This is a genomic window from Haloarcula marismortui ATCC 43049, assembly GCF_000011085.1.
GTDB classification, from domain to species: domain Archaea; phylum Halobacteriota; class Halobacteria; order Halobacteriales; family Haloarculaceae; genus Haloarcula; species Haloarcula marismortui.
Genome location: NC_006392.1, coordinates 1 through 15,409 on the forward strand (window position 1 = coordinate 1; position 15,409 = coordinate 15,409).

Consider the following 15,409-nt stretch of genomic DNA (forward strand, 5'->3'; position numbering starts at 1 on the left):
ACGCTCTTGCGTAGGAGATTGTTGATACTGGAGAGCAGTAGCTGCGGAGTCGAAGAGGACAAGAGCACCGCGCCAGCGGTGCCCGACACGAATGATTCCGCTAGATGTGTTTGGGTCGGAATCGGTCGCAGCGGACCTGTTGGAGCAGGTTCGCTGGCGTGATGGTGTTACCTGTCCTCGCTGCCGTTCTGACCGGACGGTCAGAAACGGCAGCTACAGAGAGTTTCAACGGTATCTCTGTAAGAATTGCGACCGCACGTTCAACGATAAGACTGGCACAATCTTCGCTCATTCGAAGATTGCGCTCCGACGGTGGCTGTTTTCAATTTACGCGTTTCTCCGGTTTAATACGAGTCTCCGCCAACTACAGTGCGAAATCGAGGTGACACACAAAACGATGCACCGGCGCATCGAGCGCTTTGCCAGAGCGCTCGATGCGCCTTCCCTCAATCTCGTCGGCCCGGTCGAAATCGACGAAGTGTACGTCTCTGCCGGGAAGAAAGGCCGCGAGCGCGACCGGGAGTCGCGCTCGCGTGGCCTGTCTACGCGCGGGCGTGGTTCGTATAGCAGCGACAAGCCACCGATCTTCATCATCGCCGACCGTGGCACCGAACAGCGGTACGTGATTCCAGCGAAAGCCGCAGACGAATCGACGATTCGACTCCTGCTGGCCGACCGCCAGCAGGAGTCGCTCACTGTCTATACCGACGGCTTTCGAGCGTACGAACCGCTCGAAGATGACGACGCATTCGACCGCGAATACGTCGTCCATGGCGACGGTGAATACGCCGACGATGAGGTGCACGTCAACACCTGCGAGAGCCACGCGTCGCAGGTGCGACGGTGGCTCTCGCCCCACCGAGGTATCTCCAAAGACAAGCTGACACAGTATCTTAGAGCGTTTCAGCTACGCCGAGAGCTGTTTCGGAAACCCGGCCGAGATGCTCTCAAACACGCTGTTCAAGCAACGCTGTGAAATCAACAATGTGCTACGGATGAGCGTACTGTGAAATACTGGATGGACAAATATGGTTACAGACGGACCCTCGTGGGGTTGAAGCCCCGCCCACTTGTTGCTCATGTAGACCTTTCCTGACGTTACAGACGGACCCTCGTGGGGTTGAAGCCCGTCCCCTCAAAGTCCAGTCCTTGCACACGACGGAGTTACAGACGGACCCTCGTGGGGTTGAAGCTCCCACACGTTGTGGTTGTGGCCGTGGACATACAGGTTACAGACGGACCCTCGTGGGGTTGAAGCTGGCGGGACCAGCACAAAACGCTGAAAGAAAACTCTGTTACAGACGGACCCATGGGCGGTTGAAGCAATTCGCCCGCATCACAGTTATCGAAGGTTATCGTTACCACCGACCTCGTCTACGGCGACCGACACAAACGGCTTAGTATTTGATCTGGTGTGATACGGATTAGTGTAGATTATTTTCGGATTACACCGGCTCCGAGGTGGGTGGACACCGGTAAATTGCTACACAACTCCGTATGAGGCATCGCGATAGAAGCGCTGTTCGCTAAACCGCTCGGTGAAATCGGCGTCCCACTGCTTGGCCTCAAGCACGGCCGCCGACAGCCCGTACATGCCCTCGGTGTTGCCGTCGCGTTTCTGTCGCGCCGCATCTCGCCGGGCGTCAGCAGACTCGAAGAGCAAGCGGTCGTTGTACCCGCCGCTGTCCGGGAGTGTCGTCTCCTGCAGCGTGTCGAAGCCGAGGATATCGAGTACTTCGTCGATCCATGCACCCAGCAGTTCGTCTTCGTTGTACGACGGCAGCAGGTCGCCTTCGCCTTCCCAGAGCGCTTGGAGATCCTCGAAGGCTTGCGCCGCGTCGTCGTCACATTCCCAGTCGTCCAGGTCGGCGACCCGTTCGTCGAGATAGTAGCCCGCAAAGAGGTCAGAATTCCGGTAGGGGGACCCGAGTGTGGCCTGACTCATAGGTGAATACTCTAGACGGCTCAATTGAATCCGGCGAATTTCGGCGTTTCAGCGTTCAATTGCCTGCTCCACGTTATAAACGCCGGCTATGAGCGTTATCTCCCGGAACTGGCGGAACCAGTCACGCGCTCGGACGGCGGAGCCGTGCGAGCGCTTGATTGAGGAGTTGACGGACTCAGTCTGTGATCGCTGACCATAGAGCTCGTCGTCTATTCGGGCGTTGTGTGCGTGATCGTAAGGAGCGAAAACACGGTGCTTGATCAGCGGACAAATCCCGGCGTTTCGAAGCTCCTCACGGAAGCTCATGTCATCATAGCCTTTGTCAGCGGCCAAGCTTCGAAGGTCGCCCGCGTTCCGCAGGGCGACCTTCGGGCCGATCTTGGTTTCGTCAGGCCACTTCGTGCTGCAGTGTAAGTCAAGAATTGCTCCCTCAGCTGTATCTACGAGAAACGTCGTCTGGATCGTTTTGACGGAACGATCAATCCGTCGCAAGTAGTGAGACGATGCCTGCTGACGGTCGAAGTAGGTGGCATCAATTGCGGCGTGACCATTCTGGTCCAGCAGCTCCGCCGACCGGCGGAGCAGCTGTCGCCAGACAGTTATCGATGCCCGTTTGAACGCCTTACACAGCGTCGAAGGCGCGGGAAACTCCCCGCGTTGAAGATTCAATACCGCTCGAACACGTTCCATCTCTTCGGCCCAGTCGATGATTTCCTCGTACTCCGCGCTCATGTGTTCGCGCAGATAGAGCAAGACTGCGTGCTTCCAGCCGGCAAACCCGTTGCCGGCTGGATCACTCAGTTCCATCAGCGCAGCGTCAGTAAGCTTTTGAGCGAGTGAAGCCACTTGCTTCACGAAGCGGAAGAGGGTGTTGTGCATAACATTACTCTCCCGCTTCATACCGGTGATTCTAACGACCTATCCCGGCGCCATCTGTGGATTCAACTGAGCCCTCTAGACGGTAGCAGGTACGCTAAAGAACCTAGGGGAAACCAATAGGCCGCCCTCCGGCAATAACTGACAATCAAACGAGGGAAACAGTGGTAAAAAGTCGACGCTATCGGACAGGTGTCGATGGCTAACCAACAACGGTCCGATATTTCACGAAATGTTGGTTAGCTCTGCTTTGTCGATATCTTCGTCGACGATGACTCGCTGGCAGGCGTTAGACGAACTCCAGCAGGCCGGTGTGTCGGTGTTCGTCTCGATGTCACCCACATACCCGACGATGGGCGAAGACGACTTTCACGAGCTACTCAGCTACTTTAGAGCGCTCGGCGAGGTTGTCGTCTTCCACGAACCAATCAATCCCCGTGGCGCGAATTTCCAGCAGTGTCTCACCGCCGCCAAAGAAGCCGGCTACGACGACGTTGTCACCGAACTCCAGCAGATGCAGGACAGCCACCAGTACTGGGTCGAGTACGCCCTCGAACAACTCAACACGGTTCAGCAAGTCGCAACGCGCTTTGACGGGCTCGAAATCCATTCCTGGCCAGACGATGAGTTGGTGCGCTCGACGAGCGGCCAGCTGCGGTCGAAGCTCACAGCAATGCAACAGGCCGTCTCACCGGAGTCGTTCTCCGGGAAGCAAACAGGTACGTCAGCGGCACAGTCCGGACTGACTGGACAAAAAGGCGCGTTAGACCAGTTGCTCTAACAGGAGTACAAAAAATACTCCACTGCTACCCGCAGAAGGGCGATTACAGCAACTTCGGCGTGTCGCTCGGTCCACAAACGACGATATTTGCTGTCGCCGCGTCGGTGTACTCCTCAATGAACTGTATCCCATCATCCACGACAGAGTCAGGTACAACAAGGGCCCGTGTATAACCGGGTTTCGAGAAGTCTTCGAGTTGGTCAAGCGCGTCACCGTTGAGTGAATCTCCAGTTTCGACTTCAACGACGATGCTATTGTCCGCAAAGCCCGTCAGAACAAGGTCCGGAACGTGATCGGTCCCTGGCGTCGCTGACCGTGGATTACCTGCTGCGTCCACGTCGATATGATCGACGTAGAGTGAGGAGTCCGCGGCGGCTGCCTGAGATACCGCTTGATAGGTGTCTTTGAGAACATCGTCGTGATCTTTGTTTGACTGACTCAACTGATCCAGGACGTATCCTGCTGCAATCGTACCGACAATCGCTAATCCAGTACTCATTGTGTTTCTGTCTCCTATCTTTTTCACTGGGAGACAACTTTCCGATGAGGTGGAAACAATATAAACACTCGCCCACCGGAGTGAAAGTAATAGCCAGAGTCGCAGTAGGTGGAGACGATCCACCCCGCCCAGGTCGACCTCGAGTCGTTCGCAGCGGCACACCACAACGCCGACCCATGGATGGGTTGGTTCCGAGCGAGCGACGGCCCGATCGATAGCGGTGCAGCCTATGGCGACATCGACAGCGAGCCCGATCTGGCGGAGTTCATCCACAGCAACGAGAACAGTCAGCTGGGCCTGACGAATCTGAAGTACGACGGCCGACTGCTGAAGCTCGTCCTCTCGGAGAGTGGTTGGCTCGCTATCTACGATCCCAAAGATATGGACACGATCGAGTTCACGCGGTTCATCCACGACGAGGTGCTGCCGCACACATCGCCGAAGCTGATGAGCTGAATAAAAGCTGGGCTCTGCTATCCCCGCAAGCGTCGATGCAAACGGTAGCTGCACCCCCAAGGTATTTTCTACAGGACTCTCGATACAGCACCTGATGTTCTGGATGTGCACGCGGTGTGAGACGGTTCATACACAGAATCCCGATGAATGCCGTGAGTGCACTGCAACCACCTTCGAACCTGTCGCTGAATCCGATCTCCAGTCCAGTTCATCGACAGGCCCGGATGCACTGGACGATACAGACACCCAGACCTACGGAACAACGCCTGATCCCGGGTTCGAGTCCAGCCCCGACGTGGCCGTCGATGGCTCGGTCGAGGCCAGCCAGCACGATACACTGCCGGCCCACAAGGAGGCGAGTGGATCTGGACTTACCGCAACGGCACGGCGTGCCTATCACACACTTCGGGCGACGATCCTCGCACCGGTTGCCCTGGTCCGCCAGTACCTGCTTCCGATTCTCGCTTTCGCGATCGTCGTGGTCGTCGTGCTCTGGTTACTGAGCTGACCCTGCGGTAGCTTACTCAGACACGATCGCTTCGAGTGCGTTCTGCCAGCACGGTAGATAATTGAGAGATTTCGAATCTGCAACCTGATTTGACCGAGAGAACGGCATTACGTACTCTTGATAGTCTGACTCCAGACGGTCAAGTGAGTCGGTAAGCGACTCTGATTCAACCTGGCGTATCTGTCGCCAGCGTATCCGGAGGTGATGCTTTTTCATCGGCGTCTGTATGTTTTCGTCATCGTCGTTCTCCAAGGCTGCTAAATCCTGCCATGAATCAAACTGCCGCTCACAGACATCACACTCACACATCTCAGCTCCGACCCGCTGTTGGACGTCCACCACAGCAGGAATCTTGACAAAGTCAGAGACCTCATCGAGATAGTATCGAGTGATTACTCCGCCACCACCGCGTTGTTCACGCCGTTCCGCATCTTCTTCACCATACATCGAACCGTAGATAGTTCCATCAAGGCCAAGATGAGATAGGAGCGTGGCAAAGTAGTCACCATAGTAGAAGTGTGGCGATACACCAGCATCGGCAAGATCGGACACGAACCGGGCAATATGCTCGTAATCGTGCTGGCCAGTTTCGTGTTTATCAAGATTTTCCACCCAGATGAAGCACTGCTCAATATTGTGCTCAGAAAGTAGCGAAAGAAGTTCGTCAAGATGTGTACTGCTCCGCAGGATGTCTTTCGTTATGAACAAACAGGGTTTCAGCGGGAGCGATGCAGCGTCTCGTGCAGCGGTGAGTATCGTGTCGTTGACCTCAATGTCGCTTGGCGTGCGGATCTTGTGATACCATGGAATGACTGCCGTAGGGCGATATGAATCTGGATCGGAGAGCGAATCGTACTTGCCAACCTCTTCTTCGAGCTGTGTGACCACAAAGCCTTCCTGAAAGGCAACAGACGCCTTCGTCAGTGTCTCAACGTGAGAATCAGGCAGTTGTGATGCATCGAGGTTCTCTTGCTTTGTCAGGAGTTCTTCAAGAAGCGGGTCAACCTGCTCGGCATACTCCCAGTGCCATCGGCGGACACTACCCGAGTCATCTCGAAAATCATCACCAACCCTGAAATCCGTTAGAGACGGGTCAATATAGTAGCTCACTCCGGCGTCATCTGCGTAGTTTTGGAGATTCGATGGAAGCGCTTTCGCGTTGGCTGCAAGCATCCGGGCAGGAACGAGAACCGAATCCAGATATTCCAAAGATGTTCCGACAGGGTGCTTGTCGCTATTGCTGTTGTATCGGAGGGTCGCCTCGAACATCGTCAAGTATCGTTTCTATTACGCTACTTCTCTTACATAATTCTTGACCTGTTTGTGAAGGGCCAGAGTATACCGTCACTGTTTCTCCAACGCCAAGGAGACCGATGTTCAGGTCACTAACCCGGCTGAGGAGTTCATCGGTAATGTCGTCGTCCCAAAGTGAGAGGAATGAATAGTCGACATAGTCAGTATTTCGTTGCGCTTGCTCAATACCTGCCCCGACATTTCGTGATTTCAGTTCGATAGCGATGGTTGACCCTCGCTTGACCGCAAGAATATCAATGGGATAGCAGAAGACCTCTCCCTCAGTCGTATAGGTGATATCATGTCTAGATAAGTAGTTGGCGACGATGCCGAGCTGGTATTTTTCTGGGATATAGTACGACTCATCCCGGTCAAGTGTTTCCTGCCACTTTTTCGCATATCGGCGAGACGCCGGATCGTGATCTACCTTACTCATACGTGGCTTACACCGGCCCTGACTCTACATCCAGTTCGTCAAGAATCTCTGATTCAGCAGCAAAGCTCGGATATTCCCGATAGACATATTCAAGAAGTCTGGTCAGTGCCATTCGATTATAGGTGTCAACTACTGTCCGAAGTTCCTGACGATATTTAGCTTCAAGTTGCTTCTCCAGTTCACTCGCAATTTTCTGTCCTTTCGGTGTAATTGAGAACCGCTTCTCAGCAAGAGTCGCGTTATTGTCGTTCGAGATCGCTCGATCAAGTGGTTCTGACTCGATAGCATTCAATGAGAGAAGGAACTCTATCTCTTCGTAGACGTACTCAGAAAACGGCCCCATTTTGTACGGTGCGAATTCGAACGCGATGTCTTCCTGATACGCCTCAAAAAATTCAGTCTCTTGCTCAATGAGGAACAGTAGCTTCTGTAGTTTGGTGACCCCCTCGATCGTCTCGGCGTATTGAAAGAGAAGGAAGGCAACATCCGTTCGCCGGTCAATAGAGTCGATTGGGGGCACGTAAGATACCTACCGTGTCCGACTAGCCCTAAGGTAATGAAATTTTCTGGACCGTACAGAGCGGTCCAACGTCGGTGGAATGTCACAATTAGCTATTCTAGCAACCGACTCTGTTGTACAGAAACTGCGGTTGGTTCCATGCCACTCTGAACTTATTGGAACGGGTGTGCGTCTGACGCATATATTTGTATCACCGATATGTATACAGTATCTGTATATGAAATCTGGGGAAGAATGCCCAACCTGTGGTGAGATTTATGCCGATGACCACGGGATGAAAGTCCATCATAAGCTGACTCACGGCGAGTCTTTGGCGAAAGAGACACTGGCTTGTGAGCAGTGCGGCGAAGAGTTCAGCGAGTTCCAATCGAGAATAGAGCGTGGAAAAGGGGTGTATTGTTCTAAGGAATGCAAGTACAGTCAGGGACAAATCAAGACTGAATGCGACTGGTGTGGCGAGTCAGTTACTAAAAACAAAAACAGAGCAGAACGGTATTCGAATCACTACTGCTCAAAGAGCTGCTACCAGAAACACTATACTGAGAGGGTTAGCGAGACATCTGAACATCCATCATATCAGGGCGGGCCAGAAACAGTAGAATGCGATAACTGCAGCAAAGAGTTGGAATTGTACTGCCACCGATTCACAGACCACAATTTCTGCTCAATCGAGTGCCGAACTGAACTATTCCAAGGAGAGACACACCCAGATTTCGAACACGGTGGTAGTAGATACTACGGCTCAGATTGGGCATCCTACCGGATAGATGCATTACTGGAATGGGAAGGGCGCTGCGCCAGTTGCGGGCTCACTGAACCAACTCATATCAGAACATACGGAAAGAGTCTCGACATCCATCATGAGCCACCAGTAGAGGAATTTGATGATATAGAGACAGCGCACGAAGAGGCTGAACTACAACCTGTTTGTGTTAAATGCCACAGTAAGGTAGAAAACAGAGAGGTGGCATGATGACCAGCTCAGAAATCAAGAGGATAGCTACTTATGTCGAAAAGGGAGGCGTCGGGAAGACAACCAGCGCCGCCCACATCGCTGTCGCTGCACACAACAGGGGTCACGAGGTGCTCTTGGTCGACCTCGCCGGAACGCAGAACGACCTCGCGACACACTTCGGGCTCTCCATCGTCGACGAAGAGGCAACCGACGACGGGGTCTCAATCGACGCTCCGATTTCAGCTGTCTTCGGTGATGACTGGGCGTTCCTCCGAGACAACATCGATGACCTGCTGGACCGGATGACATTCCCGACCGACGAGGGCCCGGACCTCATCCCAGCTGACCCGGGTCTGGGTGGCGCGGACAACAACCTCGCGAACGTCCCACTCGAAGAGCGCTACCAGAAACTCGATGGGTTCGTCGAGGATCTCGTCGCCGACAAGTACGACCTCGTCATCTTCGACCTCCCGGGCAAAGAGGACAACATCGCACTCAACGGTCTCTTCGCTGCCCGGAATGTCGTCGCCCCACTGAAGCCTGGTGCCTTCGAGCGTGACCAGCTACAGAAGCTGGATGCGACGCTGGAGGAAATCAGTGCTGACCTTGATGTCGACCTCGGCCTGGCGTTGATCATCCCGACGATAATCAGTAGCCAGGAGACCCTCTCAGAGTCGTTCGTCGAGTATGTGACAGAGGAGTATCCGGAAATCGTCGGCGAACCAGTCACGAAGACCGCCGACATAGGGAATAACCAGAACGCGGGCCGGACGCTCTTCGCCGTCCCTGACGACGAACTCTATGCGACCGGGAAGCGAGCCCGTGAGGCGTACAGTGCGAACACTGAGCAACTGCTGAGCAGACTCACAGACCGATGAGCGACACCACAGACGACCGCGACCCAGAGGAACTACTCGAACAGTCGAAAGAACAGAAACGGCACCAGAGCGAGCCACAGCAACAAGACACTGAGCCCGACGCGCCGTCGTTGGAGGAGTACATCGCCGACGTCTACGAAGAACTCGATGCTGGCGAAGTCCCGACAAACCTCACCATGCGAGATCGGAACCTCGCAGCGTTGATCCGTGGCCTCGACGAGGCTGGGCAACTCGATGCTGTCGGGGCCGATGTTCGCGAGTATCTCGACAGAGATGCCACCGACTCGGAGAGTCGCGGTTCAGTACTTGGGCTGCTTGTCCGGGCAGGACTTGCGGAGGTCCGACCAGATCTTATTGAGGCCGGCGAAGACGGCTACGAGACCTTCACCGAACGGCAAGAGACACAGTTCTGAGTCGCCGTTTCTGCATCACGGATCGGTCATTTGTATGTGCGTGCAGGCCCACATATCGTGTATCTGTATATTGTATCTAGATTTTGTATCCAGATATGCAATCTGTCTCTAGTCTACAGATATTCGATATAGCAATATAGAGTTTACCGGCTCAACGGCTGTGCGTCAGCAGTCACCGTGGGTCACGTCGTCGGATCGTCCACGCCGGCGAAGCCGCTGGCCACATCGACATTGATCACGCCGTCGAAGTCACAGTGTGGGCACGTGATCGACAGCCCGTCGACGGCCCCCACCGCACTGCCTCGAAGAATGCCGTGACAGATCGACCGTGAACAGGACGGACAGGTGACGTGGTCGAGTGCGACGGGTTTCTCGCGGCGCAGACAATCTTTGCAGCCAGCGTATGTAGGCCGAACAGTATTCGAGCGGACGATACGATATGTCGCGCTCTGATTGCCACCGCCACAAGCCGGTCGCGCTTCACCGAACGCAGCTGCCTGTGGGTCCGGGAAGTGGTACTTGTCTGCGCCACCAGTCACGACCACCCACGGGATGTCCTGCGAGAGGATGGTGACATCGTGGACATCGAACGACTGGCTCTCTTCAGTCCAGTCCTCAACCGCAGGAGCGTGTAACGACGCTGTGTAGTGGTCCGGATACGCAACAAGCTCCAAGCCCAACACCGACTCGCCACAGGACAGTCGGCACACGCGCTTGGACTCACGAGCGTCGTTCGGGCCCTCAATGGTGTGGTTAGCGACATCCGTGACATCCCAAGTTCGTGACGTACCGTTGACGACGAGAAGATCACCCTCCTCGATGTTCTTGATCGTGTCGACAAGCGACGGCTCCACACCAGCGTCGACGGTCGCAGCTGTGTCGGTCGCGCCCATCAGTCATCACCGGGCACCGAATCGGGATGGGCGTTCCAGAGCCGGCGGGCAGGGCCGTTTTTGGGTGGCGTTTCGTAGTCGATGTCGTGGCGGTCCAGCACGCGGTAGATGGAGCGCTTCGAGACATCGTGGGCGGTGGCGAGATCGACAACGGTGACGCCAGCCTCGAGGGCCGCTTCGAGATACGATGCCGACGTATAGGCGTCCGGCGAGAAGTCATCTAGGTCGAGTGCGACGACGAGATCGGCTTGGCACTCGTGCATCGGGGTCTGTGAATCGGGATCAGTCATAGCCGTATATGTCAAGATGACTAGCCGGATTTCCTAGAGTGTTTCGGCGAAAAGCTGAGCGATCAATAGAGCAGTCTATTCAATAAGCCATAGATTTCCACACCATCATATTTGCCCACCGCTTTGCGCTGAGTAGCAGTCGGCGAGTTAATCGACTGTATCGCCCTCATTACGTTTGGTTAGATCACAGCAGAGAACGTATAGATAAGTTTATTTCTGACTCGAAGTGAATTATACCCTACCCGAATGGTCCATCAGTGGCAGTGTCGGGAGTGTAAGTTCACAGTCTGGTCGTCGAAGCAGTCAGAACTCGTAGATGCAGTAAAATCCCACTTACTCTCCCATTACAAACACACCGTTGAATCGGACGAGTTCAGCCTCAGGTGGGACTGCCCGTACTGCAACCAGACCAGTCAGAGCTACGACGCCGACGAGGGGCTTGCCAAATTCAAAAATCACCTGTTCAAACACGTCTCCGCACTCATCGACTCTGGTGTTCATGTGGCCGACCGGATTGATCGGGTCGGTAATATCCTGATTCTCTCACCACTAGAAACTGCAGGCGCCGACAACGCCCGCGTGCATTTCACATCGCCGGCAGACGTCGCAGTTTTTGTCACTAATAACCCAGCAGAGCGCGTTCGATTTCTTGACAACGCGCTTCAATCCTGGCCAGCCTGGACGACGATCCTCACGACCAAAGCACAGCCGTTTGCCGATGTTACGGATATTGATCTGGAGGCGGCTCCACTTGACATCGCTATCTTGGATAAGGGAGTAAGCATGACCGAACTTGGTGAGACGCTCGTTCGTGTCTTGGACGAACAACAAACAAGCAACTCGCGACTAACCGTTGGATTTGATATTCTCAGCGAACTACTTCGTTTATTCGACACTGAGACGGCATTCAAGTTCGTTCACGTCTTAAACTCTCGGCTGGCAAACATGGATGCGCTCACCCACTATTACCTGAATCCGAACGCACAGCCCGAATCAGAAATCAACGTACTCAAGGAACTGTTCGACCTGCAGATTCGGGCAAAGGGTTCACGGTTTAGGACCGTATAAGAGGTGCAGTCAGTCACGCGAACTGTGCTGGTTCGTGTAGTCGGCCGGACTGTCGACATATGTATAGTCGACACCCGTTGTCACAAGTTCTCCCGAGGAGCCGTCGCATATCTCATCAAGAACTGCTTGAGCGCGGCTCCGTGCCTCTTCGGATCCACGTTCACGGCTAAGATACACCCGAAGGCGCTTCTCTAACTCGGGACTCCGTAGCTCTGGGAGCACTGCTTCGGCTAGCTGTGCGGTTTCCTCGTCGGGCTTGTCTAGAGTCGAGAGCAGGCAGTCAATCACTTCGGATCGATATCGGTCACCAGTAATGCGGCTCAACAACCAAATCGCTGTCTGCCGGTACCGCCGCCGTGTCCCGTCTGCAGCGATATCAAGTAGCGCCGGCACTGTTGCCTGGACATCTGCTCGAGCCAGTTCGTCGACAACGGTCCCGCGAATGAGTTCGAGTTCCTCTGTGGAGGCCGTCGTGAGTAACTCCAACAGGGAGAGCATCGCTGCCCGCTGGACCGTCGTTGAGTCGTCATCAAGGGCATCAACAAGGACCACGACAGGTTTTACCGACCCAAACTGTCCGAGTTCATCGACCGCAATGAGCCGAAGCCCCTCCTCGTCTGCCTGGGTTACGGGAACCAACTCTGCAAGCGCGCGGTCCGTGCCGATGGCCCCCAGTGCGTTAGCGGCAGCTTCCCGCACTTGCTGTCGACCATCTGAAAGGCGCTCACTTAGTGGTGGGACGACTCGCGGATCTGACAGTCGCCCACACGCCTGCGCAGCCCGGGTTCGAACGCGAGGGGCCGGGTCAGTTAACGCCCTAACCAGGTCCGGGACAGCCGCCGTCGCACCACGTTCGCCAAGTGCCGTCGCCGCGACCATCCGGAACTCAAGGTGGTCAGCTGAGAGCCACTCGGTTAGCAGTGTTGTCGCGGTTCGCTCAGTTGCCTCTGAGCCTCCCATCTCAGCGAGTTCTGCGACCAGATAGTCGAACGCGTCCTCGCCACGCTGATACAACGCGTCGGTCGCAGCCGCGCGAACGCTGTCGTCCTCATCCGATTTAACAGCGCTGACCAGTGCTTTGACAGCCTGCCGTCGCTCGTTGGGGTTCGAGATTTCTGCAATGTTCCCCAGCATTGTGGCCGCTCGTCGTCGAACGTAGTTCTTCCTACTCCGTTTTAGGTGTGCGATAAGCTTCTGAACTTCTGATTCCCGTTCGAGTTTATATAGGAACGTCTCGTTATCACCCGGTTCGTCGTTGAACACCCATGCAGCCTCCGGTTGGTGTTAGTAACTTCGTCATGGTTCTGTTTAGTCTTAAACATATTGTCGCAATACTGGTCCGGCATGACCGCTGGTCGATCCAGCGTCACTATCCGACAACCTGCCGATGATTGACGCCGTCGAAACAGGGTCAAACGAGCAGATTTATCTCTGGAAGGAAGGTGATGAGTAAAGACAGTATGAGGTACGAAAAGATTGTTGTGAGGGAAGCTGGCAGCCTCGGTTCAACCACTGATTCGGAACCGCCGGACATCCGCGATGAGAGCGACCACGGTCAGAAAATGGACCTCAAGACACCAGCATGGGACGCAGTGCGAGCAAATATCAATCCAGGCGAATATGAGCCAAAGACTCACGTCGCAACGATTCACTATGATCTCGACGAGTGGGATTTTGTTATTGAATATTTGGTTGAGGTAGATAGAGAGCGCGCGTAACTTATTCACTTTTCGAGGCGTGTTACGGCGTCCAACGAACGTCGTGGTTAATTCCAAATCCCGACGTTAGCGTAATTACGACTTGTCCGATAAGTCGCGGTTTGGTCACTACATCGTACTGCGAATCTGTTCGGCTAGAAATTCGTACTGTTCAGCAGTTGCCTCCTTTTTTACATAGCCTGTGGGACCGACGGCGATAGCACTACCAATAATCGTCTCACGGTCCTGCGAAGTGAAGAAAACAACCGGGAGTTGTGGATACTTTATCCGAATCATCCGTAGAAATTCAAGTCCATCTACTCTGGGCATATCGAAGTCTGAAATGACACAGTCTGGCTTGTCGTTGTCGATTATTTCTAGAGCCTCGGTGGCACCAGAAGCTACGACGACACTGAACTGCTCGTCTTCGCGTTCAAGAAATTCCACAGTGAGGTCCTGAAAGTCCGGTTCATCATCAACATGGAGGACTTGGATTGCCTCTTGAACACTACTCGACATATTTAGCTATTTTATGACATTTGCAAAAACGACATGGGCACGATTATCATATTTGATAGCTAGTGCGGACTTTGCGCCGTGCGCGGCCCACGGATGTCACTGCCAGTAAGGTGTCACAGAACAGTTCGCAAGGTGATTATTTTCAGAACTGCCAAAAAGAACCGCCTATTCAATACGTAGACATACCGAGCGGCCATATCTCAAAGACACGCCTAAGATAATGAGTAACGACTTGTCATATTAGTCGTAACAGACTATCCTATTTTCACTCGGTACACGGGGTGTCCCACCCCGTTCCTACCAGTCGCTAGATACTTTAGTGACGGAAGCTAAAGGAATCGTAATGCGAATTGAAGCGACCGAGGGCAACGAGTACAAAGTATGGTTGAACGACGCTGAAATCGAGGACCTCCGGCGGGCCACTAACAGTCAGCGTGACGACCTCATTATTCAGATCGGTGCGTTCGTTGGCCTGCGTGCCTTCGAGATACCACAGGTTCGGCCCGTCGACGTCAAGCAGACCGAGAGTGGACAGTACCGGCTCCGTATCCAGGCCGGGAAAGATACCAGCGGCAACGGTGGGAAGCCTCGCGATGCCTTCCTCCCCGCCGACGTCGAGCGCGACCTCCAGCGCTTCCAGAACGAGCACAACATCGCGCCGAAAGACCCCTTTATCGATCTGAAGCAACCGGGTGTCCGTGCTGTGGTTCGACGGACAGCTGCACGGGCGGCTGAGGCGACCGGCGACGACGACTTTGAGAAGGTGAGTACGCACGATCTCCGTCGACGGTTCGCCCAACGACTTCTCGTCGACGAGCAGATGAACCCGCGTGTGGTGATGGCCGTCGGTGGCTGGGATTCCTTCGCTGCGATTGAACCATATCTGAACGCCCCCAGCGAGGACGTCATCGACGAAGCCTTCCAGGAGGTCGAGTCTCTATGACCGACGACGATATCGATCCCGAGGACCCGCGACCGACGGGCCACTACCCACGGTTTGCCGACAACGAATGGCACTACGTTTCGGACGAGTTGGCACAGACGATCTCCCTAGGCCCGGCCGGCGATGGTGAGGAAGGCCAGGACTGGGTGCTCACGTACACACCAGAGAGGCGGGACGACGACGACCGCGAGAAGGTGCTGGTCCGGCTCACGCCGAGGGCGTTGCACGAGCTCCATATCGAGACAAAGGACCTCTCGGTTGAACAGCGACAAATGGGCCACCGCGCCGAGTGTGACCTCTGTGGTGAGATGGTCGACCTTGACCGCGCGATACCGAATGCCCGAGGAGAGCCGTGCCACAAGCGCTGCTGGGCCGAGTACACCGGCGCTCCGGATTGGTTCTCAGACTACCTGTGAACGCTTGCCACCACGAGCGATGA

The 15,409-nt window shown here is 54.8% G+C and carries 21 protein-coding genes and 1 CRISPR repeat array; of the genes, 11 read left to right on the forward strand and 10 right to left on the reverse strand.

Translation table 11 applies throughout. The features are described from left to right. The first annotated feature begins 91 nt into the window (after nt 1-91). Nucleotides 92-976 carry an IS1595-like element ISHma4 family transposase gene (locus RR_RS00575; RefSeq protein ID WP_011222227.1) on the forward strand — a complete coding sequence of 295 codons (885 nt, stop codon included), beginning with the start codon at nt 92-94 and terminating at the stop codon, nt 974-976. Between the two features lie 55 nt (nt 977-1,031). Continuing rightward, nucleotides 1,032-1,324: direct repeats of the CRISPR family, unit length 30 nt; unit sequence GTTACAGACGGACCCTCGTGGGGTTGAAGC. A gap of 159 nt (nt 1,325-1,483) precedes the next feature. Here the strand turns inward: RR_RS00575 and RR_RS00580 are convergent. Together RR_RS00580 and RR_RS00585 are read right to left on the reverse strand one after the other, a co-directional pair. Continuing rightward, the gene (locus tag RR_RS00580; RefSeq protein WP_011222228.1) at nt 1,484-1,945 is read right to left on the reverse strand and encodes a hypothetical protein; all 462 of its coding nucleotides are present in this window, start codon (nt 1,943-1,945) and stop codon (nt 1,484-1,486) included. Between the two features lie 48 nt (nt 1,946-1,993). Then, entirely contained in the window at nt 1,994-2,845 is an 852-nt protein-coding gene (locus RR_RS00585; RefSeq protein WP_011222229.1) for an IS5-like element ISHma10 family transposase, read from the reverse strand. A 247-nt stretch (nt 2,846-3,092) separates the two neighbouring features. Between RR_RS00585 and RR_RS00590 the strand changes: the two genes are divergently transcribed. After that, nucleotides 3,093-3,602 carry a radical SAM domain-containing protein gene (locus RR_RS00590; RefSeq protein ID WP_049938424.1) on the forward strand — a complete coding sequence of 170 codons (510 nt, stop codon included), beginning with the start codon at nt 3,093-3,095 and terminating at the stop codon, nt 3,600-3,602. A 43-nt stretch (nt 3,603-3,645) separates the two neighbouring features. On the opposite strand, the gene RR_RS00595 is transcribed toward RR_RS00590, so the two are convergent. Then, a complete protein-coding gene (locus RR_RS00595) occupies nt 3,646-4,101 on the reverse strand; it encodes a hypothetical protein (RefSeq protein ID WP_011222231.1) in 456 nt (151 codons plus the stop codon). 108 nt (nt 4,102-4,209) lie between these two features. On the opposite strand from RR_RS00595, the gene RR_RS00600 reads away from it, so the two are divergent. Both RR_RS00600 and RR_RS00605 read left to right on the forward strand, forming a co-directional pair. Next, nucleotides 4,210-4,557: a hypothetical protein gene (locus RR_RS00600; protein ID WP_232508500.1), complete on the forward strand. Its 348-nt coding sequence runs from the start codon at nt 4,210-4,212 to the stop codon at nt 4,555-4,557. A gap of 94 nt (nt 4,558-4,651) precedes the next feature. Next, the gene (locus RR_RS00605) at nt 4,652-5,065 is read left to right on the forward strand and encodes a hypothetical protein (protein WP_011222232.1); all 414 of its coding nucleotides are present in this window, start codon (nt 4,652-4,654) and stop codon (nt 5,063-5,065) included. A gap of 12 nt (nt 5,066-5,077) precedes the next feature. Here the strand turns inward: RR_RS00605 and RR_RS00610 are convergent, their stop codons facing one another. The 3 genes from RR_RS00610 to RR_RS00620 are packed head-to-tail and all read right to left on the reverse strand — an operon-like array spanning nt 5,078 to nt 7,314. Then, complete coding sequence (locus RR_RS00610; RefSeq protein WP_011222233.1) at nt 5,078-6,334, reverse strand: hypothetical protein; 1,257 nt, start codon at nt 6,332-6,334, stop codon at nt 5,078-5,080. Continuing rightward, entirely contained in the window at nt 6,300-6,794 is a 495-nt protein-coding gene (locus RR_RS00615) for a hypothetical protein (RefSeq protein ID WP_011222234.1), read from the reverse strand. Before RR_RS00615 ends, RR_RS00610 begins: the two co-directional genes overlap by 35 nt. Nucleotides 6,795-6,801: 7 nt before the next feature. Then, complete coding sequence (locus RR_RS00620; RefSeq protein WP_049938427.1) at nt 6,802-7,314, reverse strand: type II toxin-antitoxin system antitoxin SocA domain-containing protein; 513 nt, start codon at nt 7,312-7,314, stop codon at nt 6,802-6,804. A gap of 217 nt (nt 7,315-7,531) precedes the next feature. On the opposite strand from RR_RS00620, the gene RR_RS22000 reads away from it, so the two are divergent. Genes RR_RS22000 through RR_RS00630 form a run of 3 tightly spaced genes read left to right on the forward strand, consistent with a single transcriptional unit; the run spans nt 7,532 to nt 9,560 of the window. Then, nucleotides 7,532-8,287, forward strand: a complete 756-nt coding sequence (locus tag RR_RS22000) for an HNH endonuclease (RefSeq protein ID WP_148205376.1) — start codon at nt 7,532-7,534, stop codon at nt 8,285-8,287. Beyond that, complete coding sequence (locus tag RR_RS00625; protein WP_011222237.1) at nt 8,284-9,147, forward strand: ParA family protein; 864 nt, start codon at nt 8,284-8,286, stop codon at nt 9,145-9,147. Before RR_RS22000 ends, RR_RS00625 begins: the two co-directional genes overlap by 4 nt. Continuing rightward, on the forward strand, nt 9,144-9,560 hold the full coding sequence (locus RR_RS00630; protein ID WP_004966330.1) for a hypothetical protein: 417 nt from the start codon (nt 9,144-9,146) through the stop codon (nt 9,558-9,560). Before RR_RS00625 ends, RR_RS00630 begins: the two co-directional genes overlap by 4 nt. Before the next feature lie 182 nt (nt 9,561-9,742). Here the strand turns inward: RR_RS00630 and RR_RS00635 are convergent, their stop codons facing one another. Together RR_RS00635 and RR_RS00640 are read right to left on the reverse strand one after the other, a co-directional pair. Then, nucleotides 9,743-10,453 (reverse strand): hypothetical protein, encoded by a 711-nt coding sequence (locus RR_RS00635; protein WP_011222238.1) that lies wholly within the window; start codon nt 10,451-10,453, stop codon nt 9,743-9,745. Next, a complete protein-coding gene (locus RR_RS00640; protein ID WP_011222239.1) occupies nt 10,453-10,743 on the reverse strand; it encodes a hypothetical protein in 291 nt (96 codons plus the stop codon). The genes RR_RS00635 and RR_RS00640 overlap by 1 nt, the downstream gene beginning before the upstream one ends. A 246-nt stretch (nt 10,744-10,989) precedes the next feature. On the opposite strand from RR_RS00640, the gene RR_RS00645 reads away from it, so the two are divergent. Further along, nucleotides 10,990-11,811 carry a DUF7504 family protein gene (locus RR_RS00645; protein ID WP_011222240.1) on the forward strand — a complete coding sequence of 274 codons (822 nt, stop codon included), beginning with the start codon at nt 10,990-10,992 and terminating at the stop codon, nt 11,809-11,811. A 9-nt stretch (nt 11,812-11,820) separates the two neighbouring features. On the opposite strand, the gene RR_RS00650 is transcribed toward RR_RS00645, so the two are convergent. Further along, nucleotides 11,821-13,074, reverse strand: a complete 1,254-nt coding sequence (locus RR_RS00650) for a HEAT repeat domain-containing protein (RefSeq protein ID WP_049938429.1) — start codon at nt 13,072-13,074, stop codon at nt 11,821-11,823. A 197-nt stretch (nt 13,075-13,271) separates the two neighbouring features. On the opposite strand from RR_RS00650, the gene RR_RS00655 reads away from it, so the two are divergent. Next, the gene (locus tag RR_RS00655; RefSeq protein WP_004966323.1) at nt 13,272-13,529 is read left to right on the forward strand and encodes a hypothetical protein; all 258 of its coding nucleotides are present in this window, start codon (nt 13,272-13,274) and stop codon (nt 13,527-13,529) included. 108 nt (nt 13,530-13,637) lie between these two features. Here the strand turns inward: RR_RS00655 and RR_RS00660 are convergent, their stop codons facing one another. Then, complete coding sequence (locus tag RR_RS00660) at nt 13,638-14,027, reverse strand: response regulator (RefSeq protein ID WP_007189741.1); 390 nt, start codon at nt 14,025-14,027, stop codon at nt 13,638-13,640. Between the two features lie 343 nt (nt 14,028-14,370). Here RR_RS00660 and RR_RS00665 point away from each other — a divergent pair, with 343 nt between their 5' ends. Both RR_RS00665 and RR_RS00670 read left to right on the forward strand, forming a co-directional pair. Then, nucleotides 14,371-14,970: a site-specific integrase gene (locus RR_RS00665; protein WP_007189742.1), complete on the forward strand. Its 600-nt coding sequence runs from the start codon at nt 14,371-14,373 to the stop codon at nt 14,968-14,970. Further along, nucleotides 14,967-15,386 carry a hypothetical protein gene (locus tag RR_RS00670; RefSeq protein ID WP_011222243.1) on the forward strand — a complete coding sequence of 140 codons (420 nt, stop codon included), beginning with the start codon at nt 14,967-14,969 and terminating at the stop codon, nt 15,384-15,386. The genes RR_RS00665 and RR_RS00670 overlap by 4 nt, the downstream gene beginning before the upstream one ends. The last annotated feature ends 23 nt before the right edge of the window (nt 15,387-15,409 follow it).